27 protein-coding genes and 4 tRNA genes are annotated in these 25,603 nt (G+C 57.3%); 19 read left to right on the top strand and 12 right to left on the bottom strand.

Annotated features, from left to right (window positions below):
* The first annotated feature begins 214 nt into the window (after positions 1-214).
* A complete protein-coding gene (icd, locus tag ALTER154_RS10930; protein WP_090253672.1) occupies positions 215-1,471 on the top strand; it encodes an NADP-dependent isocitrate dehydrogenase in 1,257 nt (418 codons plus the stop codon).
* A 78-nt stretch (positions 1,472-1,549) separates the two neighbouring features.
* Here the strand turns inward: icd and cspD are convergent, their stop codons facing one another.
* Positions 1,550-1,813, bottom strand: coding sequence for a cold shock domain-containing protein CspD (gene cspD / locus ALTER154_RS10925; protein ID WP_160086966.1), 264 nt, complete (start codon positions 1,811-1,813; stop codon positions 1,550-1,552).
* A 228-nt stretch (positions 1,814-2,041) separates the two neighbouring features.
* On the opposite strand from cspD, the gene clpS reads away from it, so the two are divergent.
* Complete coding sequence (gene clpS / locus ALTER154_RS10920; protein WP_090253676.1) at positions 2,042-2,404, top strand: ATP-dependent Clp protease adapter ClpS; 363 nt, start codon at positions 2,042-2,044, stop codon at positions 2,402-2,404.
* Between the two features lie 29 nt (positions 2,405-2,433).
* Positions 2,434-4,704 (top strand): ATP-dependent Clp protease ATP-binding subunit ClpA, encoded by a 2,271-nt coding sequence (gene clpA / locus ALTER154_RS10915; protein WP_160086965.1) that lies wholly within the window; start codon positions 2,434-2,436, stop codon positions 4,702-4,704.
* A gap of 100 nt (positions 4,705-4,804) precedes the next feature.
* Here the strand turns inward: clpA and infA are convergent, their stop codons facing one another.
* The 4 genes from infA to trxB all read right to left on the bottom strand — a co-directional run bounded on the left by infA (position 4,805) and on the right by trxB (position 7,578).
* Positions 4,805-5,023, bottom strand: coding sequence for a translation initiation factor IF-1 (infA, locus tag ALTER154_RS10910; RefSeq protein ID WP_002553999.1), 219 nt, complete (start codon positions 5,021-5,023; stop codon positions 4,805-4,807).
* A 100-nt stretch (positions 5,024-5,123) separates the two neighbouring features.
* Positions 5,124-5,831, bottom strand: coding sequence for an arginyltransferase (locus tag ALTER154_RS10905; RefSeq protein ID WP_160086963.1), 708 nt, complete (start codon positions 5,829-5,831; stop codon positions 5,124-5,126).
* 55 nt (positions 5,832-5,886) lie between these two features.
* Positions 5,887-6,567 (bottom strand): leucyl/phenylalanyl-tRNA--protein transferase, encoded by a 681-nt coding sequence (gene aat, locus ALTER154_RS10900; protein WP_160086961.1) that lies wholly within the window; start codon positions 6,565-6,567, stop codon positions 5,887-5,889.
* Between the two features lie 60 nt (positions 6,568-6,627).
* Positions 6,628-7,578, bottom strand: coding sequence for a thioredoxin-disulfide reductase (gene trxB / locus ALTER154_RS10895; RefSeq protein WP_160086959.1), 951 nt, complete (start codon positions 7,576-7,578; stop codon positions 6,628-6,630).
* Between trxB and ALTER154_RS10890 the strand changes: the two genes are divergently transcribed.
* The 7 genes from ALTER154_RS10890 to cysG all read left to right on the top strand — a co-directional run bounded on the left by ALTER154_RS10890 (position 7,547) and on the right by cysG (position 15,605).
* Positions 7,547-7,822 (top strand): hypothetical protein, encoded by a 276-nt coding sequence (locus ALTER154_RS10890; protein WP_160086957.1) that lies wholly within the window; start codon positions 7,547-7,549, stop codon positions 7,820-7,822. The genes trxB and ALTER154_RS10890 overlap by 32 nt on opposite strands.
* Positions 7,809-10,211 carry a DNA translocase FtsK gene (gene ftsK, locus ALTER154_RS10885; RefSeq protein WP_160086955.1) on the top strand — a complete coding sequence of 801 codons (2,403 nt, stop codon included), beginning with the start codon at positions 7,809-7,811 and terminating at the stop codon, positions 10,209-10,211. The genes ALTER154_RS10890 and ftsK overlap by 14 nt, the downstream gene beginning before the upstream one ends.
* Before the next feature lie 28 nt (positions 10,212-10,239).
* Complete coding sequence (gene lolA, locus ALTER154_RS10880) at positions 10,240-10,866, top strand: outer membrane lipoprotein chaperone LolA (protein WP_160086953.1); 627 nt, start codon at positions 10,240-10,242, stop codon at positions 10,864-10,866.
* A 33-nt stretch (positions 10,867-10,899) separates the two neighbouring features.
* A complete protein-coding gene (locus tag ALTER154_RS10875) occupies positions 10,900-12,225 on the top strand; it encodes a replication-associated recombination protein A (RefSeq protein WP_160086951.1) in 1,326 nt (441 codons plus the stop codon).
* Positions 12,222-12,602 carry a fluoride efflux transporter CrcB gene (gene crcB / locus ALTER154_RS10870; RefSeq protein WP_160086949.1) on the top strand — a complete coding sequence of 127 codons (381 nt, stop codon included), beginning with the start codon at positions 12,222-12,224 and terminating at the stop codon, positions 12,600-12,602. Before ALTER154_RS10875 ends, crcB begins: the two co-directional genes overlap by 4 nt.
* A 254-nt stretch (positions 12,603-12,856) precedes the next feature.
* Positions 12,857-14,137, top strand: coding sequence for a serine--tRNA ligase (gene serS / locus ALTER154_RS10865; RefSeq protein WP_160086947.1), 1,281 nt, complete (start codon positions 12,857-12,859; stop codon positions 14,135-14,137).
* Between the two features lie 73 nt (positions 14,138-14,210).
* Positions 14,211-15,605 (top strand): siroheme synthase CysG, encoded by a 1,395-nt coding sequence (cysG, locus tag ALTER154_RS10860; RefSeq protein ID WP_160086945.1) that lies wholly within the window; start codon positions 14,211-14,213, stop codon positions 15,603-15,605.
* Here cysG and ALTER154_RS10855 read toward each other — a convergent pair.
* The 6 genes from ALTER154_RS10855 to ALTER154_RS10830 all read right to left on the bottom strand — a co-directional run bounded on the left by ALTER154_RS10855 (position 15,590) and on the right by ALTER154_RS10830 (position 18,808).
* On the bottom strand, positions 15,590-16,576 hold the full coding sequence (locus tag ALTER154_RS10855) for a glycosyl transferase family protein (RefSeq protein WP_160086943.1): 987 nt from the start codon (positions 16,574-16,576) through the stop codon (positions 15,590-15,592). The two genes, cysG and ALTER154_RS10855, sit on opposite strands and share 16 nt — an antisense overlap.
* Positions 16,573-16,908: a TusE/DsrC/DsvC family sulfur relay protein gene (locus ALTER154_RS10850; protein WP_160086941.1), complete on the bottom strand. Its 336-nt coding sequence runs from the start codon at positions 16,906-16,908 to the stop codon at positions 16,573-16,575. The genes ALTER154_RS10855 and ALTER154_RS10850 overlap by 4 nt, the downstream gene beginning before the upstream one ends.
* On the bottom strand, positions 16,905-17,204 hold the full coding sequence (gene tusB / locus ALTER154_RS10845; RefSeq protein WP_160086939.1) for a sulfurtransferase complex subunit TusB: 300 nt from the start codon (positions 17,202-17,204) through the stop codon (positions 16,905-16,907). Before tusB ends, ALTER154_RS10850 begins: the two co-directional genes overlap by 4 nt.
* Positions 17,204-17,563 carry a sulfurtransferase complex subunit TusC gene (gene tusC, locus ALTER154_RS10840; RefSeq protein ID WP_090253705.1) on the bottom strand — a complete coding sequence of 120 codons (360 nt, stop codon included), beginning with the start codon at positions 17,561-17,563 and terminating at the stop codon, positions 17,204-17,206. The genes tusB and tusC overlap by 1 nt, the downstream gene beginning before the upstream one ends.
* A 1-nt stretch (position 17,564) precedes the next feature.
* Entirely contained in the window at positions 17,565-17,957 is a 393-nt protein-coding gene (tusD, locus tag ALTER154_RS10835) for a sulfurtransferase complex subunit TusD (RefSeq protein ID WP_160086937.1), read from the bottom strand.
* A 182-nt stretch (positions 17,958-18,139) separates the two neighbouring features.
* A complete protein-coding gene (locus tag ALTER154_RS10830) occupies positions 18,140-18,808 on the bottom strand; it encodes a Bax inhibitor-1/YccA family protein (RefSeq protein WP_160086935.1) in 669 nt (222 codons plus the stop codon).
* Positions 18,809-18,940: 132 nt separating this feature from the next.
* On the opposite strand from ALTER154_RS10830, the gene ALTER154_RS10825 reads away from it, so the two are divergent.
* The 9 genes from ALTER154_RS10825 to galU all read left to right on the top strand — a co-directional run bounded on the left by ALTER154_RS10825 (position 18,941) and on the right by galU (position 25,125).
* A tRNA-Ser gene (locus ALTER154_RS10825) sits at positions 18,941-19,030 on the top strand.
* A 138-nt stretch (positions 19,031-19,168) separates the two neighbouring features.
* Positions 19,169-19,813, top strand: a complete 645-nt coding sequence (uvrY, locus tag ALTER154_RS10820) for a UvrY/SirA/GacA family response regulator transcription factor (RefSeq protein ID WP_160086933.1) — start codon at positions 19,169-19,171, stop codon at positions 19,811-19,813.
* Positions 19,800-21,641: an excinuclease ABC subunit UvrC gene (gene uvrC / locus ALTER154_RS10815; protein ID WP_160086931.1), complete on the top strand. Its 1,842-nt coding sequence runs from the start codon at positions 19,800-19,802 to the stop codon at positions 21,639-21,641. The genes uvrY and uvrC overlap by 14 nt, the downstream gene beginning before the upstream one ends.
* A 33-nt stretch (positions 21,642-21,674) precedes the next feature.
* Entirely contained in the window at positions 21,675-22,235 is a 561-nt protein-coding gene (gene pgsA / locus ALTER154_RS10810) for a CDP-diacylglycerol--glycerol-3-phosphate 3-phosphatidyltransferase (protein ID WP_160086929.1), read from the top strand.
* A gap of 67 nt (positions 22,236-22,302) precedes the next feature.
* Positions 22,303-22,378 (top strand) — tRNA-Gly (locus ALTER154_RS10805).
* A gap of 39 nt (positions 22,379-22,417) precedes the next feature.
* A tRNA-Cys gene (locus ALTER154_RS10800) sits at positions 22,418-22,491 on the top strand.
* 112 nt (positions 22,492-22,603) lie between these two features.
* Positions 22,604-22,690: transfer RNA gene (locus ALTER154_RS10795), tRNA-Leu, on the top strand.
* 189 nt (positions 22,691-22,879) lie between these two features.
* Positions 22,880-24,241 (top strand): UDP-glucose/GDP-mannose dehydrogenase family protein, encoded by a 1,362-nt coding sequence (locus tag ALTER154_RS10790; protein ID WP_160086927.1) that lies wholly within the window; start codon positions 22,880-22,882, stop codon positions 24,239-24,241.
* A gap of 44 nt (positions 24,242-24,285) precedes the next feature.
* The gene (gene galU, locus ALTER154_RS10785) at positions 24,286-25,125 is read left to right on the top strand and encodes a UTP--glucose-1-phosphate uridylyltransferase GalU (RefSeq protein WP_160086925.1); all 840 of its coding nucleotides are present in this window, start codon (positions 24,286-24,288) and stop codon (positions 25,123-25,125) included.
* 51 nt (positions 25,126-25,176) lie between these two features.
* Here galU and ALTER154_RS10780 read toward each other — a convergent pair whose 3' ends face one another.
* Positions 25,177-25,599 (bottom strand): VOC family protein, encoded by a 423-nt coding sequence (locus ALTER154_RS10780; protein WP_160086923.1) that lies wholly within the window; start codon positions 25,597-25,599, stop codon positions 25,177-25,179.
* Between the last annotated feature and the right edge of the window lie 4 nt (positions 25,600-25,603).

The raw sequence follows: 25,603 nt of genomic DNA, 5'->3' as shown, positions 1-25,603 counted from the left end.
GAAGCGCTGTAGCAGTTCGACGGATTCAAGAGGCGGACAACCTGTTTGAACGATCCGCGCCTTATGACCTGTGGGTCATCTGCGAAGTATACCACCGCGCTAAGGCGTCGCAGAATGCCTTGGCGCATAAGACCAACGAACATATGGTTTCGCCCGATTCAAGTGGGTTACTCTGGGGCGATCTGACTGTTTTAACCACAAGACGGAGTCCAGCATGGGATACCAAAAGATCCAGGTGCCTGCCACCGGTGACAAAATCACCGTCAATGCCGATACATCCCTGAACGTACCGAACAATCCAATAATCCCTTTTATCGAAGGTGATGGTATCGGTGTCGATATCAGCCCGGTGATGATCAAAGTCGTTGATGCTGCCGTACAGAAAGCCTACGGCGGTGAACGCAAGATCTCCTGGATGGAAGTTTACGCAGGCGAGAAAGCCACTCAGGTTTACGACCAGGACACTTGGTTGCCTCAGGAAACCCTGGATGCAGTCAAAGACTACGTCGTCTCCATCAAGGGTCCGCTGACCACACCAGTCGGTGGCGGCATCCGCTCTCTCAACGTTGCGCTGCGTCAGCAGCTCGACCTTTACGTCTGCCTGCGCCCAGTACGCTGGTTCGAAGGCGTGCCAAGCCCGGTGAAGAAGCCTGGCGATGTCGACATGACGATCTTCCGCGAGAACTCGGAAGACATCTACGCCGGTATCGAGTGGAAAGCTGGCTCGCCAGAAGCGACTAAGGTGATCAAGTTCCTCAAAGAGGAAATGGGTGTAACCAAAATTCGCTTCGACCAGGACTGCGGTATCGGCGTTAAGCCGGTTTCCAAAGAAGGTACCAAGCGTCTGGCACGTAAAGCGCTGCAGTACGTCGTCGATAACGACCGCGACTCGCTGACCATCGTGCACAAAGGCAACATCATGAAGTTCACCGAAGGTGCCTTCAAAGAGTGGGCCTACGAAATTGCCGCTGAAGAATTCGGCGCAACCCTGCTCGATGGCGGGCCTTGGATGCAGTTCAAGAACCCAAAAACCGGCAAGAATGTCATTGTCAAAGACGCCATCGCCGACGCCATGCTGCAGCAGATCCTGCTGCGTCCGGCCGAGTACGACGTAATCGCCACCCTCAACCTCAATGGTGACTACCTGTCCGACGCGTTGGCGGCTGAAGTCGGTGGTATCGGTATCGCTCCAGGTGCCAACCTGTCCGACACCGTTGCGATGTTCGAAGCTACCCACGGTACTGCACCGAAGTACGCTGGCAAGGACCAGGTGAACCCAGGCTCACTGATCCTCTCCGCCGAAATGATGCTTCGTCACATGGGCTGGACCGAAGCGGCTGATCTGATCATCAAGGGTACAAATGGCGCCATCGGTGCAAAAACCGTGACCTACGACTTCGAGCGCCTGATGGACGGTGCCAAGCTGCTGTCCTGCTCGGCATTCGGTGATGCACTGATTTCGCACATGTAAGCAAATCAGTCACATAAAGAAAGGCCGGTCATATGACCGGCCTTTTTTGTGGGCGATTAACTGCCCAGATAACTGTAATCAGACTTCAACCGTTGAGCCCTGGTGTTGCTTGACTGCGGCGGGCGCTTCACTGACGGCAGTAGCCGCACTGATGTTTACGGCGTGGAGTCCTTTTGGACCTTGAATAATATCGAAGCTTACCGGCTGGCCAGCCTTCAGCGTTTTATAGCCGTCCATCTGGATTGCCGAGTAGTGGGCGAACAGGTCCTCATCTCGACCATCGGCCAGGATGAACCCATAGCCTTTGGCGTTGTTGAACCACTTGACCTTACCGCTAACCATGCTGATATCCCTCTGCAAAGGACTCCATCACTGGAGTATCATCCACTTCAATTCCACGCTTTGCTTGACGTAAGCCAGTAAAGCTGTGAAACCCCTTAATACCCACAGTGGGTATTCATTGTTTGTAACACCGTTTTGCCGATAGTCAAGGCAATGCTGTAACTGGCTGAGAAGCCGTTCAAACTCTGTCTAGCACAGACTATTCGCCCATCAACGAAGCTATTCAGCATGCATGCACGTAGCCAGATTCGACTAACATTCAATCAGGATCGCCCCGCAGAGCATGAGGACGATTCCTTCGGCTTAGCCGTTCAGGAATCCAAGCCTGCCCTGCAGGCGCCTCCTATGTATAAAGTGATTTTGTTTAACGACGACTACACGCCCATGGATTTCGTGGTCGAGATTCTCGAGGTGTTTTTCAACCTGAATCGAGAAATGGCGACCAAAATCATGCTGACCGTCCATACAGAGGGGCGGGCAGTGTGTGGAGTGTTTACCCGCGATATTGCTGAAACCAAAGCGACACAGGTGAATCAATATGCGAGAGAGAGCCAGCATCCGCTACTCTGTGAAATAGAGAAGGACGGTTAACGCCGGCCACTTGGGCATGAGGTGAAGCTATGTTAAATCGAGAGCTCGAAGTCACCCTCAATCTGGCTTTCAAGGAGGCTCGTACCAAGCGTCATGAGTTTATGACGGTTGAGCACTTGCTGCTGGCCCTCCTGGATAACGAGGCCGCTGCCAGCGTGCTGCGCGCGTGTGGGGCCAACCTGGACAAGTTGCGGCATGATCTGCAGGAATTTATCGACTCCACCACGCCGCTAATCCCACAACACGACGAAGAGCGCGAAACGCAGCCTACGCTGGGTTTCCAGCGCGTTCTGCAGCGCGCGGTGTTCCACGTGCAGAGTTCCGGCAAGCGTGAAGTGACCGGTGCCAACGTACTGGTAGCAATCTTCAGCGAGCAGGAAAGTCAGGCGGTATTTTTACTTAAGCAGCAGAGCGTCGCGCGTATCGATGTGGTCAACTTTATTGCCCACGGCATCTCCAAGGTACCGGGCCATGGTGGCCATTCGGAAACCGAACAGGAAATGCAGGACGACGAGGGCGGCGAGTCCTCCAGCTCGAGCAATCCGCTGGATGCTTATGCCAGTAACCTGAACGAACTCGCTCGCCAGGGCCGCATTGATCCGCTTGTCGGTCGCGAGTCGGAAGTCGAACGTGTGGCGCAAATTCTTGCGCGTCGGCGTAAGAACAATCCGCTATTGGTGGGTGAAGCGGGTGTCGGCAAGACCGCCATTGCTGAAGGCCTGGCCAAGCGCATTGTCGATAACCAGGTGCCTGATCTGCTAGCGGACAGCGTGGTTTACTCGTTGGATCTAGGCGCACTGCTGGCCGGCACCAAGTACCGTGGTGATTTTGAGAAGCGCCTGAAGGCGCTGCTGAATGAGCTGCGCAAGCGCCCACATGCCATTCTGTTTATTGATGAAATCCACACCATCATTGGTGCGGGCGCTGCATCAGGCGGTGTCATGGATGCCTCCAATCTGCTTAAACCCATGCTTTCATCGGGTGAGATTCGCTGCATCGGTTCCACAACCTTCCAGGAGTTCCGCGGCATCTTCGAGAAAGACCGTGCCCTCGCTAGGCGCTTTCAGAAAGTCGATGTGGTTGAGCCTTCGGTGGAAGACACCATCGGAATCCTGCGTGGTCTGAAAGGTCGATTCGAGCAGCATCACAGTATCGAGTACAGTGATGAAGCCCTGCGTGCTGCGGCTGAACTGGCCTCGCGCTATATCAATGACCGGCATATGCCGGACAAGGCGATTGATGTAATTGATGAGGCAGGGGCCTATCAGCGCTTGCAGCCGCTAGAAAAACGCCTGACCCGCATCGATGTGGCGCAGGTCGAAGACATCGTGGCGAAAATTGCCCGTATTCCGCCAAAACACGTCAGCAGCTCGGACAAAGAACTGCTGCGTAATCTGGAACGCGATCTGAAGCTCACCGTGTTTGGCCAGGATGCGGCGATTGACTCGCTGTCGACGGCGATCAAGTTGTCGCGTGCAGGACTCAAGGCACCTGACAAACCGGTGGGCTCCTTCCTGTTTGCCGGCCCTACGGGTGTTGGTAAAACTGAAGCCGCTCGCCAGCTGGCCAAGGCCATGGGCGTTGAGCTGGTACGTTTCGACATGTCCGAGTATATGGAGCGTCACACGGTGTCGCGCCTGATCGGCGCACCGCCGGGCTATGTCGGCTTTGATCAGGGCGGTCTGCTCACTGAGGCCATTACCAAAACGCCGCACTGCGTATTGCTGCTCGATGAGATCGAAAAGGCTCACCCGGAAGTCTTTAACCTGCTTCTGCAGGTCATGGATCACGGCACCCTGACCGATAACAACGGCCGCAAGGCGGACTTCCGCAACGTGATCGTGATCATGACCACTAACGCCGGTGCCGAAACAGCGGCGCGGGCATCCATTGGCTTTACCCATCAGGACCACTCGTCTGATGCCATGGAAGTGATCAAGAAGAGCTTCACGCCGGAGTTCCGTAACCGCCTGGATACCATTATCCAGTTTGGCCGTCTGAGTCACGAAGTGATCAAAAGCATCGTCGATAAGTTCCTCACCGAGCTGCAGGCGCAGCTGGAGGACAAGCGTGTCACGCTTGAGGTCAGCGATGCAGCGCGTAGCTGGTTGGCAGAAAGCGGTTACGACGTGCAGATGGGCGCTCGGCCGATGGCGCGCCTGATCCAGGACAAGATCAAGCGTCCACTGGCGGAAGAGATCCTGTTTGGTGAGCTGGCTGAGCACGGTGGTGTGGTGCATATCGATATTGAAGGTGGTGAGCTGACCTTCGATTTCGAAACCACCGCGGAAATGGCCTAGTCGCAGTTTTCCTGCGCGCACAAAAACGCCCGGCATTGCCGGGCGTTTTTACTGGAGCTTGGTGTAACAGATGCCGGAAAACTGAGTTTTCGCTGGCCTGTTAACGGGCGCGGTAAGTAATGCGGCCTTTGCTCAAGTCATAAGGCGTAAGTTCAACACGAACTTTGTCGCCAGTCAGAATGCGGATGTAATTTTTGCGCATCTTTCCGGAGATGTGCGCAGTAACGACGTGCCCATTTTCCAACTCCACACGGAACATGGTGTTGGGCAGGGTGTCGACGACAGTGCCTTCCATTTCGAAGCTGTCTTCTTTCGACATGCAGTAAAGCCCTCGGTATCCAATGAATGGCCCGGTGCAACTGGCGCCAGGCAAAAGCGGCGTGCATTGTGCCCGAAATTTGGGGTTTGCGCCAAGGGCTTCAGTTAAGACTGACCCAGCGTTGGTTGACGAACAGCTCTATTGGTCGGTACTGGGTCTTGTAATTCATCTTGCGGCAGTTCTTGATCCAGTAGCCCAGATAGACCGCATGCAACCCGAGACGCGCCGCTTCGGCAATTTGCCAGAGAATGGCAAAGCGCCCAAGGCTGCGTCGTTCCTCGCCTGGCTCGTAAAAGGTGTAAACCGCCGACAACCCATTGGGCAGTACATCGGTTACGGCAATTGCCAGTAGGCGGTTGTCATGGCGGAATTCATAGAAACGGGAAAAAGCCAGATCACGCACCAGAAAGGTCGAAAATTGTTCGCGGTTGGGCGGGTACATATCGCCATCAGCGTGCCGCTGCTCAATGTAGCGCACGTACAACGCGTAATACTCTTCGGTAAATACCGGGCGCACCAGGCGAACCTGAATGTCCTGATTACGCTTAAAAATGCGCCGTTGCTGGCGATTCGGGCTGAACTGCGCGGCAGGGATGCGCGCTGGGACGCAGGCGGTGCAACGTTGGCAGTGCGGGCGATAGAGGTGGTCGCCGCTGCGACGAAAGCCCATTTCCGAAAGCTCAGCATAAACATCCGCATCCATGGGCTGGCTGGGGTCGAGGAACAGGGTTGTCGCCTGCTCATCGGGCAGATAGCTGCAGGGGTGCGGTTGAGTGGCATAAAACTTCAAGCGGGCCAGCTCAGTCATGATCGACTCTCGGGATCGGTCTTGAATTAAGTGTAAGCCAGGCTGGCAAACTCGCCTAGGCGACCCAGTCGGCCTGGCTGGATTGATCAAGATGGTCGCTCAGGTAGCCGGCAAACTCGGCACGGGAAATCGTCTGAGCGCCGAGGCTGAGCAGATGCTCGGTTGGCATCTGGCAGTCGATCAACACAAAACCCCAGTTCTTCAAGTGTTCAACCAGCGTGACAAAACCCACTTTGGAGGCGTTGTCCGCGCGACTGAACATCGACTCGCCAAAGAACAGCTGGCCCATAGCCAGGCCATAGAGCCCGCCAACCAGCTCGCGATCGCGCCATACCTCAACCGAATGAGCAATACCGCGCCTGTGCAGTTCCAGATAGGCGTCCTGCATAGGGCTGGTGATCCAAGTTTCAGCCGCATAGCTGCGCGGTGCGGCGCAAGCGCGGATAACGTCGGCGAAAGCCTGATCGAAGGTCACGCGATAACGGCCCTGACGCAGCACCTTGGAGAGGCTACGCGAGACATGCAGTTTGTCAGGCAGCAGCACGGTGCGCGGGTCGGGCGACCACCAGAGAATCGGTTGGCCATCCTGAAACCAAGGGAAGCAACCGTGGCGATAAGCCTGGATCAAACGCGCGGGGCGCAGATCGCCACCCGCCGCCAACAGCCCGTTGGGCTCGCGCAGGGCTTTATTGAGGGGCGGGAAATCCAGTGAGTTGCGTTGCAGCCACGTCAGCATGTGCAGGGCCGAAATTGGACAGAGGAGGGCAGGGCGGAGTGTGCGTCCGCCCTGAGTGGATCAATTGTCGTCGAGGAATTTCTCGACATCCAGCGCGGCCATGCAGCCAGCACCGGCAGAAGTAATGGCCTGGCGGTAAACGTGGTCAGCCACGTCGCCCGCCGCAAACACACCTTCAATGCTGGTAGCGGTGGCATTGCCTTCATTGCCACCCTTGATCAGCAGATAGCCGTCGCGCATCTCCAGCTGGCCGTGGAACAGCTCGGTATTGGGCTTGTGGCCGATGGCGATAAATACGCCGGCTAGAGGCAGATCTTTGCTCACGCCGCTCTGCGTATCTTTCAGGCGCGCGCCGGTAACACCCGTGTTGTCACCCAGCACTTCTTCAAGAGCGTGATTCCAGTGCAGCACCACGTTGCCGTTGGCTGCTTTTTCGAACAGCTTGTCCTGAAGAATCTTCTCCGATCGCAGCTTGTCGCGGCGATGCACCAGGTGCACTTCCTTGGCGATATTCGACAGGTACAGCGCTTCTTCTACCGCGGTATTGCCGCCGCCAATCACCGCGACCACCTGGTTGCGGTAGAAGAAACCATCGCAGGTGGCACACGCCGATACGCCTTTGCCGGAAAACGCCTCTTCGGACGGCAGGCCCAGGTACTGAGCCGATGCCCCTGTGGCGATAATCAGTGCGTCACAGGTGTAGGTACCGCTGTCGCCTTTCAAGGTGAAAGGGCGCGATTGCAACTCAGCAGTGTGGATGTGGTCGTAGACGATCTCGGTTTCAAAACGCTCGGCATGCTTTTGCATGCGCTCCATCAACGCTGGGCCGGTTAGGCCTTCAACATCACCCGGCCAGTTGTCCACTTCGGTGGTGGTGGTCAGCTGACCACCGGGCTGAATGCCAGTAATGATCACAGGCTTGAGGTTGGCGCGGGCAGCGTAAACGGCAGCGCTATAACCGGCAGGGCCGGAGCCCAGGATGATCAAGCGTGAATGCTTGACTTCGCTCATAAAAACACCTCATAAGCCTTTGTCACAAAAGAGAATGCATGCTCCAATTGAGCCGCACGGAAGATATTGGCAGATATGCTACACCGAAGCGGGCGAAGAGCGGGAGTCAACCGCCATAGCTGTTTATGCATACAGCTCGGTCTGGTATCGTGCGGTTAAACCCGTAAAATCGCTGCATATTTTGCCGTTAACCAATTATTCGGCGCCTCTGGCGCAGGAACAGATGCGTTTTGAAGAAATCTAGCCCAACCGCACAAGCCCCTCTCTGGCGTCAGCAGCTGCCTTATCGACTCAAAGAAGGCGCGCTGATTGGCCTGGGCGCACTCTGCCTTTATCTATGGATGGCTCTGCTGACCTACGACGCGGCCGATCCGGGCTGGACCCATACCAGCAATGTTGAGCAAGTGCAGAATGCTGCAGGCCGCGCGGGTGCATGGTTTGCCGACATCCTATTTATGGCGCTGGGCTATTTCGCCTATCTATTCCCGCTGCTGCTGGCGGTAAAAACCCTGCAGGTATTCCGCGCCCGTCATCAGCCGTGGCAGTGGAGCGGCTGGCTGTTCTCCTGGCGGCTGATTGGCTTGGTCTTTCTGGTGTTGTCCGGTGCTGCGCTGGCGTATATCCATTTTCAAGCCAGCTCAAGCATGCCGGCCTCCGCAGGCGGCGCGCTGGGCGAAAGCCTGGGGGCGCTGGCGATCAATGCGCTGAATGTGCAAGGCAGTACGCTGCTGCTGATTGCGCTGTTCCTCTTCGGTTTGACGGTATTTACCGACCTGTCCTGGTTCAAGGTGATGGACCTGACCGGCAAGATCACCCTCGACCTGATTGAGCTGATCCAGAGCCTGGCCAATCGCTGGTGGAGTGCGCGAGTTGAGCGCAAGCAGCTGGTGGCGCAATTGCGTGAGGTTGATGAGCGCGTCAGTGAAGTCTCCGCGCCGATCGTGCTGGATCGCCGTGAACAGGCCAAGGTCAAAGAACGTCTGATTGAGCGCGAAGAATCGCTGAACAAACACATGAGCGAGCGGGTCAACCGCCCGGCCCCTGTGATCACGCCACCGGCCGCACCGAAAGCGCCTGAGCCGAGCAAACGCGTGTTGAAAGAGAAGCAGGTCAACCTGTTTGAAGACAGCGCCCTGGCCGGCAGCCTGCCACCGATTTCCATCCTTGATGTGGCAGAGAAAGTTCAGAAGAAATATTCACCCGAATACCTGGAAGCCATGTCGCGCCTGCTTGAGATCAAGCTCAAGGAGTTTGGCGTCGAGGTTATCGTCGAGTCGGTTCATCCGGGCCCGGTGATTACCCGTTTCGAGATTCAGCCCGCAGCTGGGGTCAAGGTCAGCCGTATTTCTGGCCTGGCCAAGGACCTGGCGCGTTCGATGGCGATTATCAGCGTACGCGTGGTGGAAGTAATTCCGGGCAAAACCACCGTCGGTATCGAGATTCCCAACGAAGATCGGCAGATCGTGCGCTTCTCCGAAGTGCTGTCATCGCCCGAGTACGATGAGGCCAAGTCGCCGGTTACTTTGGCTCTGGGCCATGACATCGGCGGCAAGCCGGTGATCACCGACCTGGCGAAGATGCCCCACCTGCTGGTGGCCGGTACCACCGGCTCTGGTAAGTCGGTAGGGGTTAACGCAATGATCCTGTCGATTCTGTTCAAGTCCACGCCCGAAGAGGCTCGCTTGATCATGATCGACCCGAAAATGCTCGAACTGTCGATCTACGAAGGAATTCCGCACCTGCTGTGCCCGGTGGTGACCGATATGAAGGAAGCCGCCAACGCCCTACGCTGGTCGGTGGCCGAGATGGAACGTCGCTACAAGCTGATGTCGAAGATGGGTGTGCGTAACCTGGCCGGCTTCAACCGCAAGGTCAAAGATGCCGAAGAGGCGGGCGAACCGCTGAGTGATCCACTGTACAAGCGCGAAAGCATGCACGATGAAGCGCCGCTGCTGAAAACCCTGCCTACCATCGTGGTCGTGGTCGACGAGTTCGCCGACATGATGATGATCGTCGGCAAGAAAGTTGAAGAGCTGATCGCGCGCATCGCGCAGAAAGCCCGTGCCGCGGGGATTCACCTGATTCTCGCGACCCAGCGCCCCTCGGTGGATGTGATCACCGGTCTGATCAAGGCCAACATCCCGACCCGTATGGCGTTCCAGGTATCGAGCAAGATCGACTCGCGCACCATCCTCGACCAAGGCGGCGCCGAACAGCTACTGGGCCACGGTGACATGCTCTATATGCCGCCGGGCACCGGCTTACCGATTCGTGTGCACGGCGCTTTCGTCTCCGACGAGGAAGTACACCGCGTGGTTGAGGCTTGGAAACAGCGCGGCACGCCTGACTATATCGATGACATCCTGGCCGGCGCTGAAGAGTCCGGTAGCGGCTTTGAGGGTGGCAGCGGCGAAGGCAGTGAAGGCAGCGAGTCCGATCCGCTTTACGACGAAGCAGTCAATTTCGTTTTGGAAAGTCGCCGCGCCTCTATTTCTGCGGTGCAGCGCAAGCTGAAGATCGGCTACAACCGAGCCGCACGGATGATCGAGGCCATGGAAATGGCCGGCGTCGTCACCTCAATGAACACCAATGGCTCTCGCGAGGTCATAGCACCAAGCCCCGTTCGCGATTAACGCCTAGCCCGATCTGATAAGGAGTCCCATGCGCCTGATTCGCATGTTGTTGCTGACCGTACTGAGTTTTACCAGCGTTGCCGCCATGGCCGACGATGAAGTTGCCGTGCAGCGTTTGACCGAGCTGCTTAACCAGGCGCAGACCATCAACGCACGCTTTTCCCAGCTGACCCTCGACGGCAGCGGCACCCAGCTGCAGGAAACTGCTGGCCAGCTCGCGCTGAAACGTCCGGGTCTGTTCCGCTGGCACACCGATGCGCCGATGGAGCAGCTGCTGGTTTCCAACGGCGAGAAGGTCTGGCTGTATGACCCGGATCTGCAACAGGTGACCATTCAGACCCTCGATCAGCGTCTGACCCATACCCCGGCGCTGCTGCTGTCCGGCGATGTGTCGAAGATTCGTGAGAACTTCGAGATCAGCCACAACGAAGGCGGCAACGTGGTCGACTTCATCCTCAAGCCAAAATCCAAGGACACCCTGTTCGACAGCCTGCGTCTGTCGTTCCGCAACAAGGTGCTCAACGATATGCAGCTGATCGACAGCATTGGCCAGCGCACCAACATTCTTTTCCTCAACGTGAAAATGAATGAGCCGCAGGACGATGCACAGTTCACCTTCGAGATTCCGGCCGGCGCGGACGTAATCCAAGAGTAAAAAGCTCAGAACGAGAGGCGTTAAACCGCAGTCATGGATCTGTTTCGCAAGGCTCCCGTCGCTCAACCCCTGGCTGCACGTTTGCGTGCCGCCAGTCTGGATGAGTACGTCGGCCAGGAGCACTTGCTGGCGCGTGGCAAACCCTTGCGGGAAGCCCTGGAGCAGGGCGCGCTACATTCGATGATCTTCTGGGGCCCGCCAGGCGTCGGCAAGACCACCCTGGCGCGCCTGTTGGCACAGGTGTCCGATGCGCACTTCGAGACCATTTCAGCGGTGCTTTCCGGGGTCAAGGAAATTCGCCAGGCCGTGGAAGTGGCGCAGCAGCACGCCGCGCAATATGGCCGCCAGACCATCCTGTTTGTCGATGAAGTGCACCGTTTCAATAAATCGCAGCAGGATGCTTTCCTGCCTTACGTGGAAGACGGCACGCTGATCTTTATCGGTGCCACCACGGAAAATCCTTCTTTTGAGCTGAATAACGCCTTGCTCTCACGCGCTCGCGTGTATGTGCTGAGAAGCCTGGATGAAAGCGCGCTACGCAAACTGGTTGATCGCGCCTTGAGCGACCCGAAGGGCCTGGGCGAACGCCAGCTGAGCCTGCCGGAAGAAAGCTTCAAGATACTCCAGGCTGCCGCCGATGGCGACGGCCGGCGTTTACTCAACTTTCTGGAAAACGCCGCCGACCTGGCCGAAGACGGCAGTGAGATCGGCAGTGAGTTGTTACTCAATCTGCTTGGCGATACCCGTCGGCGGTTCGACAAGGGCGGCGAAGCCTTTTACGACCAGATATCCGCGCTGCACAAATCAGTACGCGGTTCCAGCCCGGACGGCGCGCTGTACTGGTTTGCGCGCATGCTCGATGGTGGCTGTGATCCGCTGTATATCGCCCGGCGCGTGGTGCGTATGGCCAGCGAAGACATTGGCAATGCCGATCCGCGTGCATTGACCCTCTGTCTGAATGCCTGGGATGTACAAGAGCGCTTGGGCAGCCCTGAGGGTGAACTGGCAGTGGCTCAGGCGATTGTCTATCTGGCATGTGCACCGAAAAGTAATGCAGTCTACAACGCCTTCAAGGCCGCCATGCGTGATGCCGCCGAGCATGGTTCCCAGGAGGTCCCGCTGCACCTGCGCAATGCGCCGACCAAGCTTATGAAAGAGTTGGGCTATGGTGATGAATATCGCTACGCCCATGATGAGCCCGATGCCTATGCGGCAGGCGAAGATTACTTTCCGGACACCTTTGAGCCACGCGAGTATTACCAGCCAGTGCCACGTGGTCTGGAGTTGAAGATTCGCGACAAGCTGCAGCATTTGAAAAACCAGGACCGCAACAGCCCTCGGCAACGGAGAAAACCATGATTCGCGTGGCCTTGGCTGTTGCCCTCGGTGGTGCTGTGGGCTCTGTACTGCGCTTTCTTACCGCCAGCTGGGTGGTGGCGCAATGGCCTCGGCATTTCTACCTGGGCACCTTCACGGTCAATATCCTCGGGTGTCTAGTGATCGGTTTGTTGTCAGGCTTGTTTCTGCTGCGCAGCGACCTGCCAATCGAGTTGCGCAGTGGCCTGATCATCGGTCTGCTAGGTGGCTTTACTACGTTTTCCTCATTCAGCCTTGAGCTGCTCAAACTGTTTGAAAGTGGCCGCCACAATGAGGCGTTTGCCTACTTACTGTGCAGCGTGGTCGGCGGTGTGCTCGCCGTCTGGGGCGGATTTGCCCTGGCACGCCTGTACCAGTAGCAGGCTGTTTAAAAACTATCTGCGTTGCCATCGCGGCGTTAAACACAGGCTCAAATGCTCATTTACAGCTCGTAAACTCCGCTTTTCGCCTGTTTTTGCCTTGCGCTGGCTGCCTCGCCTACGTTTTTCAATGGCCTGCGAGCCGGGCTGACTAGGGTGGTGTGGCACCCAACCCTGTTAAAGCCTTAAACTGCGCGGCATTGCGCGTCATGGCCTAGGCCATGCAAACCCTTGTGATGTGTTGAGACCAGAACATGCTCGATTCCAAACTCGTTCGTACCCAACTCCATGAAGTGGCCGAGCGCCTGGCCGCCCGTGGTTTTGTCCTTGATGTTGCGCGCTTCGAAGCGCTTGAGGCTCAGCGCAAGACGCTGCAGACCCGCACCGAGCAGCTGCAGGCCGAACGTAACAGTCGCTCCAAATCCATTGGCCAAGCCAAGCAGCGCGGTGAAGACATTGCGCCGCTGCTAGCAGAAGTGGATCAGATGGGCAGCGATCTGGAGCAGGGCAAGCGTGACCTCGACAGCATTCAGACTGAGCTCGACAACCTGCTGCTGAACATACCCAACCTGCCACACGAGTCGGTGCCGGTTGGTGCAGACGAAGAGGGCAACGTTGAAGTTTCCCGCTGGGGCACTCCACGTAGCTTCGATTTCCCGATTCAGGATCACGTTGCCCTCGGCGAGCAGCACGGCTGGCTGGATTTCGAGACTGCCGCCAAGCTGTCCGGTGCGCGCTTTGCTGTACTGCGCGGGCCGATTGCGCGCATGCACCGCGCCCTGGCGCAATTTATGATCAACCTGCACACCGGCGAGCACGGCTACGAAGAAGCCTACACGCCTTATCTGGTGCAGGCTCCGGCGCTGCAAGGCACTGGCCAGCTGCCGAAGTTCGAGGAAGACCTGTTCAAGATCGCCCGCGAAGGTGAAGCCGATCTGTATCTGATCCCGACCGCAGAGGTGTCGCTGACCAATATCGTTGCCGGCGAGATTCTAGATGCCAAGCAACTGCCGCTGAAGCTTGTTGCTCACACGCCATGCTTCCGCAGTGAAGCTGGTGCATCCGGCCGTGATACCCGCGGCATGATCCGTCAGCACCAGTTCGACAAGGTCGAGATGGTGCAGATCGTAGAGCCGAGCAAGTCTTTTGAAGCGCTGGAAAGCCTGACTGCTAACGCCGAGCGCGTGCTTCAGCTGCTTGAGCTGCCATACCGCAAACTGGCGCTGTGTACCGGTGATATGGGCTTCGGTGCAGTGAAAACCTACGACCTTGAAGTCTGGGTGCCGAGCCAGGACAAGTACCGCGAGATTTCTTCGTGCTCTAACTGCGGTGACTTCCAGGCGCGCCGTATGCAAGCGCGTTACCGCAACCCGGAAACCGGCAAGCCTGAGCTTGTACATACGCTGAACGGCTCCGGCCTGGCAGTAGGCCGCACCCTGGTTGCCGTGCTGGAGAACTACCAGCAGGCCGATGGCAGCATTCGCGTGCCGGACGTGCTGAAGCCCTATATGGGCGGTATCGAAATCATCGGTTAATCCGGATTTCAGTTACCTGCGACGGGGCGGCCAGTGCCGCCCCGTTTTGTTTACCCGATTGAGAGCGTGCGTCATGGATTTTCTGCCCCTGTTCCACAAACTGCAGGATCGCCTGGTACTGGTGGTCGGTGGCGGCGAAGTTGCCGTGCGCAAGGCGCGCTTGCTCAGTGATGCAGGTGCAACCTTGCGTGTAGTTGCGCCGGAGATTCGCGATGAGCTGCGTGAGATGGCCAGCGCTCGGCACGGCGAGGTGCTGCTGCGTGATTACAAGTCGGCGGATCTTCACGGTGTGGCGCTGATTATTGCGGCCACCGATGACGAACCGCTGAATGCGCAAATCTCGGCTGAGGCGCAGGCCCTGGGCATTCCGGTCAATGTGGTGGATGCGCCGAAACTGTGCAGCGTGATTTTCCCCGCCATTGTTGATCGCTCACCTTTGATTGTGGCGATTACCAGTGGCGGCGATGCTCCTGTATTGGCGCGGCTGATTCGCGCCAAGATCGAGACGTGGATTCCCGCGACCTATGGCCAGCTGGCTGGTCTGGCAAAACGCTTTCGTGCCCAGGTCAAAGGGCTCTTCCCCGATGTGCAGCAGCGCCGGGTGTTCTGGGAGGATGTGTTCCAGGGCCAGGTGGCCGAAAGCGTATTCGCCGGTAAGCTGCAGGAAGGTCAGCGTTTGCTGGAAGAAAAAATTGCCGGCATTGCCCCGCGCACCTTGGGCGAGGTGTATCTGGTTGGCGCAGGGCCGGGTGATCCTGATTTGCTGACCTTCCGCGCCTTGCGCCTGATGCAGCAAGCCGATGTTGTGTTGTATGACCGCCTGGTGGCACCTGCGATTATCGAACTGTGCCGCCGTGATGCCGAGCGCATTTATGTCGGCAAACGGCGTGCCGAGCATGCCGTACCGCAGGAGCAGATCAACCAGCGCTTGGTCAATCTGGCCAAAGAAGGCAAGCGGGTGCTACGTCTTAAAGGCGGAGATCCGTTCATCTTTGGTCGCGGCGGAGAGGAAATTGAAGAGCTGGCCGCCCACGGCATCCCCTTTCAGGTTGTTCCTGGCATTACCGCAGCCTCTGGCTGCGCCGCTTATGCTGGGATTCCGCTGACCCACCGAGACCATGCGCAGTCGGTGCGTTTTGTTACTGGTCACCTGAAAGATGGCAGCAGTGATTTACCCTGGAATGAACTCACCGCCAGCAGTCAAACTCTGGTGTTTTATATGGGGCTGGTGGGTTTGCCGATTATTTGTCAGCAGCTGATTGCCCATGGTCGCGCCGCAACAACCCCGGCAGCATTGATCCAGCAAGGCACCACGCAGAACCAGCGAGTGTTTACTGGCACCCTGGCCAATCTGGCGGAGCTGGTGGCGGAGCATGAGGTGCATGCGCCGACGTTGGTCATAGTCGGCGAAGTGGTGCAGCTGCGGGAGAAACTGGCCTGGTTCGAAGGGGCTCAGGCGAGCGTCTGATTGCGCGCCGCCCACATCTGGGCGGCGCGCTCCAGGGCTTGTTCACGCGGTTCGCCGAGGGCGCGCAAGGCCAGAGCCATGGTGCTGATTACGGCCAGCTGGCCGTAATCATCGGCCACTTCACCACGCCAGAACGCGGCCAGGTGAGCGGGCTGCAATGATTCGGGTTTGACATGGCGCTGCGGCGATAGTGCCGGCCATTCCTCATCCCAGTTGTCGCCATTAGCCGTGCCATACAGGTGGCTGGTGGCGTCCGGGTTGATCTCGATTTCGCCGCCTTCACCTTTGATAACTACAGCGCTATCGCCGAGCAACTGGCTGGCTTCACGGTGTACTGCCTGATAACCCGGATGAAAGATGCTCTGCAGGCCGCAACGCGCGCCCAGCGGGTTGAGAATGCGCGCCAGGGAATGAATCGGTGAGCGCAGGCCGAGGATATTGCGCAGGTCGATCATGCGTTGCAGTTGCGGCATCCAGTCGCCCAGCGGGATAAACGCCAGGTGCTGGTGTGCCAATGCCTGCTCGACGCTATCCCAGTTGCGGCACAGCGGGATGTGCAGGGTTTCGAGCAGCTGTTCGCTGTACATCCGCCCGGCAGTGTGTGGGCCGCCACCATGCAGCAGGATGCGAATACCGCTATTGGCCAGTGCTTTGGCGGCTAGCAGGAACCAAGGCAGGTGGCGCTTCTTCCCGGCATAGCTCGGCCAATCCAAATCAACCTGAATCGCTGGCGCTTGCAGGCGCGCGCGCACGGCTTCGGCAAAGCCGGCCATTTCCTCGGCGCTTTCTTCCTTGTGCCGCAACAGCATCAGAAATGCGCCCAGCTGGCTTTCTTCGGCCTTCCCATCAAGCAGCATGCCTATGGCGTCTCGGGCTTCCTCGCGAGTCAGGTTACGTGCGCCACGCTTGCCCTTACCTAGAATGCGTACAAATTGAGCGAAAGGATGTTCCGGCGGAGTAACAAGGTTCATAGGCAATTGGTCGGTTTGGGCAGGCCCGCCAGCTTGGCGGCGAGTTTGGCGGGAGCGCCATTGAACAGGCGATTGAGGTTCAGGCTATTGCCTTTTTCGGGGCCGATTTTCACGGCTACAAATTTGATCAGCGGACGGTTGGCCGGGGACAACTGAAATTCGTCGTAAAAGCTGCGCACCAGCCAAAGGATTTCCCAGTGTTCGGCACTCAGGCTGATGCCTTCACGTTGTGCTAGGGCGTGCGCGGTAGCTTCGGACCAATCCGCCAGGTCGAGCAGATAGCCGTCTTTGTCCAGCGCCAGGCTGCGACCTTCAACATTCAATGCCGTCATAGCCAGGTGTTTACCTTGTCGTATTGACAGCTCAGCGCAACGAAACCGGGGTAATCGACCTGCTTGAGGCGGGTGGGGCACAGTAGGCCGCGAGCCTGCACGTCTTCATCCAGGGCATACAGCGCAATGTTTTCGGACATCAGTTCAAGCGCTTGACGCTGCGCGCTGCCGTCCTGCAAGGCGTATACGGCGTCGCCGCAGAGCAGCAGGGCATCCTGGCTGCCGAGAATGCGCAGGCAACTGCTCAGGCGGCTATCGGTAAAGGGCGAGTGCGAAAGTACGTGCAAGGTAGCCATCAGAGCGTAATCACCTGGTCGTAACGGTCAATCAAGGCGCTTATCGAGGAATCATCGAGGCGCTCGACAGCGAGGCTGCTGGGTTGATCCTGCAGGCCACGTTCGGCCAAGCTGCGCTGCGAGACATACAGCGCCTCGACACCGAACATCGGCAAGGCCTGCAGGTTGGCGCTGAGGTCTTTCTGCTGCAGGGTGGCCGGTTGCTGAGCGCTGCTCAGCTGGAATACCCCGTCATCGAGAAACAGCAGGCCAATCGGCAAATCGAAGGCGCCGCCGGCCAGCGCGATATCCAGTGCTTCGCGCGCGCCGGGGCCGGACCAGGGTGCTTGGCGGCTGATGACCAACAGCGACTTACTCATCTCAAGGTCCTCCAAAGCACACTAGACGATCCGCCAGCTGCGCTGCTTCGTGCAACTGGCCCAGGCCAGAAAGCTCCCAGGGCGCATCAAGATTGGCAGCCGTGCGCGAGTAGCGCTGGGCTTCATCGTCATTCAACACGCCACGGCGTAAGGCGGCGGCGATACACACCACGCCATCCAGCTGCTGAGCTTGCACAAATTCTCGCCATTCGCGGGGTAGGTCCACCTCATCCTGCGCGCAAACCACATTGCTCGAGGCGCTGTGTACGCCATCCTGATAAAAGAACAGCCGCACGATCTCATGCCCACCCGCCAATGCAGCCTGCGCAAAACGCAGCGCACGGCGCGAGGAGGGCGCATGGGGAGGTGAGAACAGGGCGATGGCGAACTTCATAGCAAACCTGGCGAGCCAATTTGCCGGAATGATAAAGCCTGAACCGCCAAGATGCGCGTGGCAGGCATAAAAAATGACCGGGAGTCATTTTTAACGTCGCGTAGCGACGGCCCTTAGGGTGCCTGGCACGGATGGCAAGCATAAAAAAGCCCGCCGGAGCGGGCTTTTCACAGCAACTTGAATCAGTCGTCGCTGCCCATGATGCCGAAAATCTGCAGCAGGCTGACGAACAGGTTGTAGATCGATACATACAGGCTGATGGTCGCCATGATGTAGTTGCGCTCACCGCCATGGATGATTGCGCTGGTCTGGAACAGGATGCAGGCCGAGGAGAACAGCACGAAACCTGCGCTGATCGCCAGTTGCAGACCGCTAATCTCGAAGAAGAAGCCAGCAACCATCGCGCCCAGCAGGACAAAGAAACCCGCAGTGATGAAGCCACTGAGGTAGCTCATGTCCTTGCGGGTGGTCAGTACGTAAGCCGACAGGCCGCAGAACACCAGGGCCGTCATGGCGAAGGCCGAGCTGACAACTTCAGCACCGTTGGCCATGCCCATGTAGCGATTGAGGATTGGGCCGAGGGTGTAGCCCATAAAGCCGGTCAGAGCGAGGGTCGAAAGTAGGCCCCAAGCCGAATTACGCAGTTTGGCGGTGAGGAAGAACAGGCCATAGAAGCCGATCAGCACCACAAAGATATTCGGGTAAGGCACATTGGCGCGCTGCGCGATGTACGCCACCAAGCCGCTGAAGGCCAGGGTGATGGCCAGCAGGCCATAGGTGTTGCGCAGGACGCGGCTGACTTCTTGCTGCTCAACCTGCGTATGGTCAAGTGCATAATTGTGTTCGTTCATGGCGACACTCCTGAAATGGCTGATGGTTCCGTGACCAAGGTCGGGCCGGATCATAGCAGAGGCGAATAAAGAGCCAACACGCAGAGTTTGACAGCGTGTTGCGTTCGGGTAAGATTGCCGCCCGCAAACGCCGGAAGCGTGGCAGAGCGGTTGAATGCAACGGTCTTGAAAACCGTCGAAGGGGAAACTCTTCCGTGAGTTCGAATCTCACCGCTTCCGCCATATTTTCTCTGGCCGTCATTTAGCGCTCACTTATTGGCGCTTGCCTTTTGACGGTTATGCGCCAAGCTGGTGGCCTACAGGCACCAGACTTTCAACCCAGCAACTGCTCAACGCAGTTGATGTCGACCGGGGTGACGCTTGATCAGAGTTCTCGTTGTTGATGACCACGACCTGGTACGCACCGGCATTACTCGTATGCTGGCCGATATCGACGGTTTACAGGTGGTCGGCCAAGCCGAATCAGGCGAAGAGTCCCTGAAAAAAGCCCGCGAGCTGAAACCTGACGTTGTTCTGATGGACATCAAAATGCCGGGTATCGGTGGTCTTGAAGCCACCCGTAAGCTAATTCGCAGCCATCCTGATCTTAAAGTTGTTGCCGTAACCGTATGTGAGGAAGACCCTTTCCCCACGCGCCTCCTGCAAGCCGGTGCCGCTGGCTATCTAACTAAGGGCGCTGCACTGGAAGAAATGGTTCAGGCGATTCGCATGGTATTCAGCGGGCAACGCTATATCAGTCCGCAGATTGCCCAGCAGCTGGCACTCAAGTCATTTCAGCCACAGAGCAGTAACTCACCGTTCGACTTACTGTCCGAGCGCGAAATTCAGATCGCACTGATGATTGCAGGCTGCCAAAAGGTTCAGGCCATTTCCGATAAGCTTTGCTTGTCGCCGAAAACCGTGAATACCTACCGCTATCGCATCTTTGAAAAGCTCTCGATTACCAGTGATGTCGAACTGGCCCTGCTGGCCGTACGCCACGGCATGATTGATGCCAACACCTGATAACAGTCCTGCCGCTTTCGACTCCAGCGCATTCCTCTCCACCTGCAGCGGTCGTCCTGGCGTGTACCGCATGTTCGATGTGGACACCAAACTGCTGTATGTCGGCAAAGCCAAAAACCTGAAAAAGCGCCTGGCTAGCTACTTCCGCCAGAGCGGCTTAGCGCCAAAGACCGCCGCGTTGGTCGGCCGAATCGCTCAGATCGAAACCACCATCACCGCCAACGAAACCGAAGCCCTGCTGCTTGAGCAGACGCTGATCAAAGAATGGCGCCCGCCGTACAATATTCTGCTGCGCGATGATAAGTCCTATCCCTATGTGCTGCTTTCCGACGGCGACTTCCCGCGCCTGAGCATTCACCGCGGCGCGAAAAAGCAGAAAGGCAGGTACTTCGGCCCGTATCCCAGCGCAGGTGCCATTCGCGAAAGCCTTAATCTGCTGCAAAAAACTTTTCTGGTGCGCCAGTGCGAGGACAGTTTCTACAAGAATCGCACAAGGCCCTGCCTGCAGTACCAGATCAAACGCTGCAAAGGCCCCTGTGTCGGCCTGGTAGAGCCCGCTGAATATGCTGATGACGTCCGCCATTCGGTGATGTTCCTCGAAGGCCGCAGCAATGCCCTGACCGATGAGCTGTCCAGCGGCATGCAGGCCGCCGCCATGGCTCTCGACTTTGAGCGGGCTGCCGGATTACGCGACCAGATATCGCTGCTGCGCCGGGTTCAAGACCAGCAGAGCATGGAAGGTGGAACCGGTGATGTGGACGTGGTCGCGGCCATGGTCAATCCCGGTGGCGCATGCGTGCATTTGATCAGTGTGCGTGGTGGCCGAGTGCTCGGCAGTAAAAACTTTTTCCCGCAGGTGGCGATTGAGGAGGAGGGCAGTGACGTACTGCTTGCCTTCCTCGCGCAGTATTACTTGAGCAGTCAGGAACGCGATCTGCCGAGCGAGCTTATCGTCAATGCGCAGCACGAAGACTTCCCCACATTGATCGCCGCCATCGATGAGCTACGCGGCCGCGAGCTGAGCATCAGCTACCGCGTTCGCGGTACTCGCGCGCGTTGGCAGCAGCTGGCGGTGACCAATGCGGAGCAGGCCCTTGCAGCACGCCTAGCCAATCGACAGCACGTTGCCGCGCGCTTTGACGCCCTGGCCGAAGCGCTGGATATGGATGAAGTGCCGCAACGCCTGGAGTGCTTTGACATCAGTCATTCCAGCGGCGAGGCGACCGTGGCCTCTTGTGTGGTATTCGGCCCCGAGGGGCCGCTGAAATCCGATTACCGCCGCTACAACATTGAGGGCGTGACGCCGGGTGACGATTATGCCGCCATGCATCAAGCGCTCACTCGGCGCTTCAGCAAGATCAAGGATGGCGAAGGCAAGCTGCCGGACATCCTCTTGGTCGATGGTGGCAAAGGGCAGCTGGCCATGGCCCGTGAAGTGCTCGAAGAGCTGTCGGTGCCAGACCTGATTCTGCTCGGCGTCGCCAAAGGCACCACGCGCAAACCGGGTTTGGAAACCCTCTACCTGAATGACGCCGCACATGAGTTCACCTTGCCGGGGAATTCACCAGCGCTGCATCTGATACAGCAGATCCGCGATGAATCACACCGTTTTGCTATCACCGGACATCGTGCCCGTCGCGGTAAAACCCGTCGCACCTCAACACTTGAGGACGTCGCGGGCGTAGGGCCTAAGCGCCGGCGTGAGCTGCTTAATCATTTTGGTGGGCTGCAAGAGTTATCACGTGCCAGCATCGAAGAAATTGCCAAAGCACCTGGAATCAGCAAAAAACTCGCTGAGTTGATTTATGCGGCCCTGCACAGTGAGTAGAATGCCGATTCTCTTTACCGCCAAGTTGTGTCGATGAATATCCCCAACCTGCTTACTGTGCTCCGCGTATTGCTGATACCGGTGTTTATTCTGCTGTTTTACCTTCCCTTCAGTTGGAGCTATTGGGCGGCGAGTGCAGTGTTTTCAGTCGCGGCTGCAACCGATTGGCTGGACGGTTATTTGGCCCGTCGCTGGGAGCAGAGCACACCTTTTGGTGCATTTCTTGATCCCGTTGCTGACAAACTCATGGTGGCGGTGGCCCTGGTATTACTGGTGGCCGAACACGCCAACCTCTGGTTGACCCTGTCAGCATCAATCATCATCGGCCGTGAAATTGTTGTTTCTGCACTGCGTGAGTGGATGGCTGAATTGGGCGCCAGGGCGCATGTCGCGGTTTCAAAACTGGCCAAATGGAAAACAGCCGCTCAGATGGTCGCTTTGGTGATTTTGCTGGCCAATCCGCCAACATTTACTGCCTGGGTTGTACTGGGTTACGTCCTGTTGATCATTGCTGCCGTACTCACCCTGTGGTCGATGGCGCAGTACCTGTTGGCTGCATGGCCACACCTGCGAATCACCTCGGAAAAGAAATAAGCTTTTTTGAATCAAGGGGTTGACTGGCCGTCCTGAAGCTATAGAATGGCGGCCGTCAGCACGACAAGCGGGAATAGCTCAGTTGGTAGAGCACGACCTTGCCAAGGTCGGGGTCGCGAGTTCGAGTCTCGTTTCCCGCTCCATTTTCAACGGGCCGTTTTACACGGTCCGTTTAGTTTCAAGGCTGAGTAGCAGAGTGGTTATGCACCGGATTGCAAATCCGTGAACGCCGGTTCGATTCCGACCTCAGCCTCCAATTAGAAAAGCCTCGTAGATCACTGATTTACGAGGCTTTTTCATTTTAGTTTGAAACCTTGCGAGGCATCGAAGGGCTGTATATAGTCCAAGCCTTACAACGTAGCGCTACCGCCCGAATGGCGAAATCGGTAGACGCAAGGGACTTAAAATCCCTCGAGGGTAACCTCGTGCCGGTTCGATTCCGGCTTCGGGCACCATGTACATGATTTCAGATGTTCCTGTATGAACCTGAAATCCACTAGAACCGGCCTTCGTAGCCGGTTTTTTTGTGCCTGAAATTTGAGCGCACGGCTTATCAAGTGCTGTCACCCGAGTGTCGTACTTATGTCATACGCCTGCCATCTGCTTTAGCTGCAATCGCGGTAACTCAGTGAGGAGTGCAGGCGATGCGGATTTGTGTGATTGGCGCAGGATACGTGGGGCTGGTATCGGCAGCCTGTTTTGCCGAAATGGGCAATAGGGTGATCTGCGTTGAGCGCGATGTGCAACGTGTGGCTCGGCTTGCCCATGGCCAGTCGCCGATTTACGAGCCTGGGCTGGAGGCCATGCTGCAGACCCACCTGAGTAGCGGTCAGCTGAGTTTTAGTCAGCACCTCAATGAAGGCATTACGAAGGCTGAGATCATCTTTATCGCGGTAGGCACGCCGAGCGGGGAGGACGGCTCCGCAGACTTGTCCCATGTCCTGGCCGTTGCCGATGAGCTAGGCGATTTGCTTGAGCAGAACTGCGTGGTGGTGAATAAATCAACGGTGCCGGTGGGTACGGCAGAGCGTGTTGCCCAGCGCATCAACAATCGATTGAGCAAACGCGGCAAACGCTTTGCGGTGACGCTGGCAAGTAACCCGGAATTTCTCAAGGAAGGCTCGGCGATTGACGACTTTATGCGGCCGGATCGCGTGATTGTCGGCTGTGATGAACCGCAGGGCCATGCGCTGTTACGCCGTCTGTACGCGCCGTTTCTGCGCAATCACGAGCGTTTACTCTGCATGGGGCTGCGGGCGGCAGAGTTCAGCAAATATGCCGCCAACGCCTTTTTGGCCACCAAGATATCCTTTATCAACGAAATGGCCAGCCTCTGCTCGCGCCTGGATGTCGACATTGAGGATGTGCGGCGTGGCATTGGCAGCGACAAACGCATTGGCACTCACTTTATTTACGCCGGTTGCGGCTATGGTGGTTCGTGCTTTCCCAAGGATGTGCGGGCGCTGATTCGCTGCGCAGAGCAGGAAGGCATTGAACCTGGCATCCTGCGCGCAGTCGAAGCTCGTAACGCGCTACAGAAGACGTTGCTGTTCCAGGCCCTGCGTGAGCATTTTTCCGGTTATTGGCAAGGGCGGGTGGTGGCACTTTGGGGGCTGGCTTTTAAACCAGGTACTGATGATCTGCGTGAAGCCCCCAGTCTGATTCTGCTGGACGCCTTACTGGCAGCTGGCGTCAGCGTTCAGGCCTGTGATCCGGTCGCAACAACGGCTCTGGCAGAGCGCTACGGCCAGGCGATTGGTAGCGGTCAACTGCGTTTGAGCACCTCGCCGTATAGCGTTGTTGAAGGTGCTGATGCGCTGGTACTCGTCACCGAGTGGAAGCAGTTTCGCCAGCCCGATTTCGCCCGCATTCGTGGTTTGATGCGCATGCCCGTGCTGTTTGATGGACGCAATATCTATGACGCCCTGCAGTTGGCTGAGCTGGGGTTCCTTTACCGAGGCATTGGCCGGCCCGCGCAGGGGCATTGTAAGGCCAGCGCAGCCTGATAAACTGCGCACGCGATTTTCACCCCATCTACCCAAGGTTTCCCATGATCAAGAAATGCTTGTTCCCAGCAGCCGGTTACGGTACCCGCTTTCTGCCAGCCACCAAGGCCATGCCCAAGGAAATGCTGCCGATCGTGAACAAGCCGCTCATCCAGTACGGCGTTGAAGAGGCGTTGGAAGCCGGGTTGACGGAAATAGCCATGATCACTGGCCGCGGTAAGCGCGCGCTGGAAGATCACTTCGACATCAGCTACGAGCTTGAGCACCAGATTCGCGATACGGATAAAGAGAAATATCTGGTTGGTATCCGTCGTTTGATCGACGAATGCACCTTTTCCTATACCCGCCAAGTTGAAATGAAAGGCCTCGGCCATGCCATTCTCTGCGGCCGTCCATTGATCGGTGACGAGCCTTTTGCAGTGATTCTCGCCGATGACTTGTGCCTGAACCTAGACGGTGACGCGGTGTTGACCCAGATGGTCAAGCTGTATAACCAATTCCGCTGCTCGATCGTGGCTATCCAGGAAGTACCACCAGAAGAAACCCACAAATATGGCGTGATCTCCGGCGAGATGATTCGCGACGATATCTACCGGGTTAACAGCATGGTCGAGAAACCAAAGCCGGAAGATGCACCGTCGAACCTGGCGATCATCGGTCGCTACATTCTTACCCCGGATATCTTCGATCTGATTGAACAGACCGAACCGGGTAAGGGCGGCGAAATTCAGATCACCGACGCGCTGATGAAGCAGGCGCAGAACGGCTGTGTGATGGCGTACAAGTTCAAAGGCAAACGCTTTGATTGCGGCGGCGCAGAAGGCTATATCGACGCCACCAATTTCTGCTTCGAAAACCTCTACAAAACCGGCAAGGCCTATTAATCAGGCGCCTGGCGCGATAATACACAGCCACCTTCGGGTGGCTGTGTGCATTCAGGGCAAGGGTATCTGCTCAGCACCAGGCCCTAGCGGCTGGCCGTAGCTGAACTCCACATAGTTGCCTGCGGGGTCACGTAGCCCACAGTAGTAGCCTACAGGAAAGGGTTCATCACGCGGCTCCCAGACCAGACAGCCTGCTACTCGCGCTCGGGCTGCGATGCTATCGACCTGTTCTCGACTTTCCAGGGCAAAGCCAAAGTGGCTGTAATCATCCACAGCCAATTGGCGATCCTGTCCGCCCGGCATGATCACAAAAATAAAGCGGTGTTCCTTACCCTGTTCGGCCATCCAGACAATTCGTGATCCTTTGCCCGCGCGCTGGTGAATCACCTGCATCGCGCAGAACTGCTCGTAAAAGCTCACACAGGCATCGAGATCAGGCACGTGCAAGGCCAGATGAGTAAGGGTAGGGCGCATAAAT

The organism is Pseudomonas sp. 9AZ, assembly GCF_902506525.1.
Classification (GTDB): Bacteria; Pseudomonadota; Gammaproteobacteria; order Pseudomonadales; family Pseudomonadaceae; genus Aquipseudomonas; species Aquipseudomonas peli.
Note: the sequence above shows the minus strand (reverse complement) of the source record. Positions and strands in the feature narration are given on the sequence as shown.

Excerpts from the sequence above, each read along its gene's own strand:
- ALTER154_RS10850 (WP_160086941.1), bottom strand. The coding sequence starts at position 16,908 with ATGACGGCATTGAATGTTGAAGGTCGCAGCCTGGCGCTGGACAAAGAC.
- ALTER154_RS10855 (WP_160086943.1), bottom strand. The coding sequence starts at position 16,576 with ATGAACCTTGTTACTCCGCCGGAACATCCTTTCGCTCAATTTGTACGC.
- cspD (WP_160086966.1), bottom strand. The coding sequence starts at position 1,813 with ATGGTTAGCGGTAAGGTCAAGTGGTTCAACAACGCCAAAGGCTATGGG.
- uvrC (WP_160086931.1), top strand. The coding sequence starts at position 19,800 with ATGCCAACACCTGATAACAGTCCTGCCGCTTTCGACTCCAGCGCATTC.
- tusC (WP_090253705.1), bottom strand. The coding sequence starts at position 17,563 with ATGAGTAAGTCGCTGTTGGTCATCAGCCGCCAAGCACCCTGGTCCGGC.
- lolA (WP_160086953.1), top strand. The coding sequence starts at position 10,240 with ATGCGCCTGATTCGCATGTTGTTGCTGACCGTACTGAGTTTTACCAGC.
- pgsA (WP_160086929.1), top strand. The coding sequence starts at position 21,675 with ATGAATATCCCCAACCTGCTTACTGTGCTCCGCGTATTGCTGATACCG.
- ALTER154_RS10790 (WP_160086927.1), top strand. The coding sequence starts at position 22,880 with ATGCGGATTTGTGTGATTGGCGCAGGATACGTGGGGCTGGTATCGGCA.
- ALTER154_RS10905 (WP_160086963.1), bottom strand. The coding sequence starts at position 5,831 with ATGACTGAGCTGGCCCGCTTGAAGTTTTATGCCACTCAACCGCACCCC.
- ALTER154_RS10875 (WP_160086951.1), top strand. The coding sequence starts at position 10,900 with ATGGATCTGTTTCGCAAGGCTCCCGTCGCTCAACCCCTGGCTGCACGT.
- icd (WP_090253672.1), top strand. The coding sequence starts at position 215 with ATGGGATACCAAAAGATCCAGGTGCCTGCCACCGGTGACAAAATCACC.
- cysG (WP_160086945.1), top strand. The coding sequence starts at position 14,211 with ATGGATTTTCTGCCCCTGTTCCACAAACTGCAGGATCGCCTGGTACTG.
- ALTER154_RS10890 (WP_160086957.1), top strand. The coding sequence starts at position 7,547 with ATGATCAAGCGTGAATGCTTGACTTCGCTCATAAAAACACCTCATAAG.
- crcB (WP_160086949.1), top strand. The coding sequence starts at position 12,222 with ATGATTCGCGTGGCCTTGGCTGTTGCCCTCGGTGGTGCTGTGGGCTCT.
- tusB (WP_160086939.1), bottom strand. The coding sequence starts at position 17,204 with ATGGCTACCTTGCACGTACTTTCGCACTCGCCCTTTACCGATAGCCGC.
- clpA (WP_160086965.1), top strand. The coding sequence starts at position 2,434 with ATGTTAAATCGAGAGCTCGAAGTCACCCTCAATCTGGCTTTCAAGGAG.
- serS (WP_160086947.1), top strand. The coding sequence starts at position 12,857 with ATGCTCGATTCCAAACTCGTTCGTACCCAACTCCATGAAGTGGCCGAG.
- trxB (WP_160086959.1), bottom strand. The coding sequence starts at position 7,578 with ATGAGCGAAGTCAAGCATTCACGCTTGATCATCCTGGGCTCCGGCCCT.
- ALTER154_RS10830 (WP_160086935.1), bottom strand. The coding sequence starts at position 18,808 with ATGAACGAACACAATTATGCACTTGACCATACGCAGGTTGAGCAGCAA.
- ALTER154_RS10780 (WP_160086923.1), bottom strand. The coding sequence starts at position 25,599 with ATGCGCCCTACCCTTACTCATCTGGCCTTGCACGTGCCTGATCTCGAT.
- clpS (WP_090253676.1), top strand. The coding sequence starts at position 2,042 with ATGCATGCACGTAGCCAGATTCGACTAACATTCAATCAGGATCGCCCC.
- aat (WP_160086961.1), bottom strand. The coding sequence starts at position 6,567 with ATGCTGACGTGGCTGCAACGCAACTCACTGGATTTCCCGCCCCTCAAT.
- infA (WP_002553999.1), bottom strand. The coding sequence starts at position 5,023 with ATGTCGAAAGAAGACAGCTTCGAAATGGAAGGCACTGTCGTCGACACC.
- galU (WP_160086925.1), top strand. The coding sequence starts at position 24,286 with ATGATCAAGAAATGCTTGTTCCCAGCAGCCGGTTACGGTACCCGCTTT.
- tusD (WP_160086937.1), bottom strand. The coding sequence starts at position 17,957 with ATGAAGTTCGCCATCGCCCTGTTCTCACCTCCCCATGCGCCCTCCTCG.